The sequence below is a fragment of the Methylobacterium trifolii genome (genome assembly GCF_022179685.1).
Taxonomy (GTDB): domain Bacteria; phylum Pseudomonadota; class Alphaproteobacteria; order Rhizobiales; family Beijerinckiaceae; genus Methylobacterium; species Methylobacterium trifolii.
In genome coordinates this window covers 1-2538 of record NZ_BPRB01000321.1, presented here as the reverse complement: position 1 = coordinate 2538, position 2538 = coordinate 1, and the positions used below count along the sequence as shown (strand labels likewise).

The following is a 2538-nucleotide window of genomic DNA, read 5'->3' as shown; positions in this document are numbered from 1 at the left end:
CCTGCCCGGCCTCGACCGGGCAGGACCGGTTCGGGGAAGAGCGTGGTGCGCAGGTGCCGGAACAGGTCGTTGTAGGCCTGGAAGACCGCCTCGCTCTGCGGACTCGGCAGCGCGCGCATGTCGTAGAGCCGGACTTGCGGGGCCAAGCCGCCCCCCTCGACCGCCGCCAGATCGCGGAAGTAGGCCCGGATGAACCCGCGCAACCTCCGCTCCGGCGCGTTCTCGGCCGCCGCCTCCGCCAGCAGCGTCTCGTGCCAGGCGATGGTGCGCAGGTAGCAGGCGGCGGCGAGGTCCTCCTTGCGGCGATAGTAGTAGGTGATGCTGTTGGTCATCAGGCCGACGCTGCCGGCCACGTCGGTGAGCGCTGTGCCGCGGATGCCGCGGTCGTTGAAGCACCGGGCCGCAGCGTCCAGGATCGCCGCGCGCTTCAGGGCGTAACGCTTGGTCCGGCGTCTCGCCGTTGCGGCTCCGTCTGTCATCCCGGCGATTGAGCATGGCGGCGCGGACGCTGACAAGTCGGATGCACAGGTGTTCGGCGGTCTCTCGATCTCCGTTTGCCGGAAGCGCATGCTTTCGAAGGTGTTTTCGTGCCATATCGGAGAGGTCACGATCTGATGCACCGAAAGCACACTCAACCGCCCTCGTAGTTTTTGGCAGTTGCGGTGGCAACGGCCCCGTCTAATCCTGTCGCGATGATATCGATGCAGCCCATGGAGGCCTCGCTGCCCTCCCCGGACGCCGTGATCGCCCGCGTGACGGGTCGTTCGCGCACGAGTAACCGCCCCATGATCTACGACGCGTTCGAGATGCAGTCGGATCTCGCCCGGCAGACCCGCGCCTGGGGACGCGTCCTGCACGATGCCGTCTCGCCCTGGGTCGGCTACGGCGAGCCGGCCAACTGGTGGTCCGCAGGGGCACGCATGATGATGCGCGCCGGCCTGACCTTCGCCCGGCCTCCCTACGGGATCGAGACCGTGACGGTCGGCAACCGCGAGGTGCCGGTCGCCGAGGAGCCGGTGCTGAGCACGCCGTTCGGAACCCTGCTGCGGTTCCGGAAGGACCTGCAGACGGAACAGCCCAAGGTCCTCGTCGTGGCCCCGCTCTCGGGGCATTTCGCGACCCTCCTGCGCGGGACCGTCCGCACCCTGCTCCCGGATCATGACGTCTACATCACGGACTGGCACAATGCCCGCGACGTGCCGCTCGACGCCGGCCGTTTCGGGTTCGACGACTACGTCGACCACCTCGTCCAGTTCCTGGAGACGATGGGCGAGGGCTCGCACGTGGTGGCCGTGTGCCAGCCGGCCGTCCAGACCCTCGTGGCCGCAGCCGTCATGGCCCAGACCAGGAATGCCGCGGCCCCCCGCAGCATGACCCTGATGGCCGGCCCGGTCGATTGCCGCATCAATCCGACCGGGGTGAACAAGCTCGCCACCTCGAAGCCGATCGAGTGGTTCGAGAAGAACCTGATCGCCACGGTGCCGGGCCGCCACAAGGGCGCGGGCCGCCGCGTCTATCCGGGCTTCATGCAGGTCTCCGCCTTCATGTCGATGAACCCGAAGCGCCACGTGCAGGGCCATGCGGACCTGTTCTGGCACATGGTCAACGGCGAGACCGACAAGGCCGACGCCATCGAGAGCTTCTACGACGAGTATTTCGCCGTCCTCGACCTCGCCGCCGAGTTCTATCTGGAGACGGTCAAGACTGTGTTCCAGGACTATACCCTGGCCAAGAACGAGCTGACCTATCGCGGGGGCGAACTCGACATGCGCGCCGTCCGGCGCACCGCCCTGATGACGGTGGAGGGCGAACGGGACGACATCTGCGCGGTGGGCCAGACCATGGCCGCGCACGACCTCTGTACCAGCCTGCCCCCGCACATGCGCACCCACCACCTCCAGGCCGGCGTGGGCCATTACGGCGTGTTCGCCGGCCGTCGCTGGGACACCCAGATCTACCCGCAGGTGCGCAACTTCATCCAGTCGCACACCTGATCCCGCGCGCGAGACACTGAGCGGATTTGACCCGCTGGCCCCCGCCGGCCACCATGCTACGCTCTCCACGGCTTCCGACGGAGCGGCAGGACGATTGCGGGCGTGAGCACAGACGATCCCAATGCCGGCACGCTCAAGGCCGGCACGCCCGAGACGGCGCGGCTTGACCGCCTCGTGGCCCAGGCCCGCATGGCCGGCCTCTGGGAACGGGCCTGGCCCCTGCTCTGGCGGGCCCTGGCCGTCCTGCTCGCCTTCGCTGCGGTGTCGTGGCTCGGACTCTGGCTCGATGTCCGGCCGGTCTGGCGCATGGCCGGACTCGGCGCCTTCGCCCTCGCGATCCTTGCCGTATTCGCGCCGGCCCTGCGCCTCGCCCGCCCCGGCCGGCGGGAGGCCCTGGCCCGGCTGGACCGCGACGCGGCCCTGCACGATGCGACGCTCACGCACGGGCCGGCCTCGGCGATCGAGGACCGGCTCGCCGTCGGCGCGGCCGATCCGGCGACCCGCCTGCTCTGGGCACTGCATCAGCGCCGGGCGATCGAGGCCG

At 69.4% G+C, this 2538-nt stretch carries 3 protein-coding genes; 2 read left to right on the top strand and 1 reads right to left on the bottom strand.

Features of this window, described 5'->3' with window-relative positions:
- Positions 1–479, bottom strand: a 479-nt coding sequence (locus COGEMETH_RS23335) for a TetR/AcrR family transcriptional regulator (protein ID WP_238185068.1), incomplete at its 3' end; no start/stop codon positions are given.
- A 306-nt stretch (positions 480–785) separates the two neighbouring features.
- On the opposite strand from COGEMETH_RS23335, the gene COGEMETH_RS23330 reads away from it, so the two are divergent.
- Together COGEMETH_RS23330 and COGEMETH_RS23325 are read left to right on the top strand one after the other, a co-directional pair.
- Entirely contained in the window at positions 786–1994 is a 1209-nt protein-coding gene (locus COGEMETH_RS23330; RefSeq protein WP_238185069.1) for a polyhydroxyalkanoate depolymerase, read from the top strand.
- Positions 1995–2096: 102 nt separating this feature from the next.
- Positions 2097–2538: DUF4175 family protein (locus tag COGEMETH_RS23325; protein ID WP_238185067.1), on the top strand; the 442-nt coding region annotated here is incomplete at its 3' end.

Coding starts and splice junctions, on each gene's coding strand:
- COGEMETH_RS23330 (WP_238185069.1), top strand. CDS start 786: ATGATCTACGACGCGTTCGAGATGCAGTCGGATCTCGCCCGGCAGACC.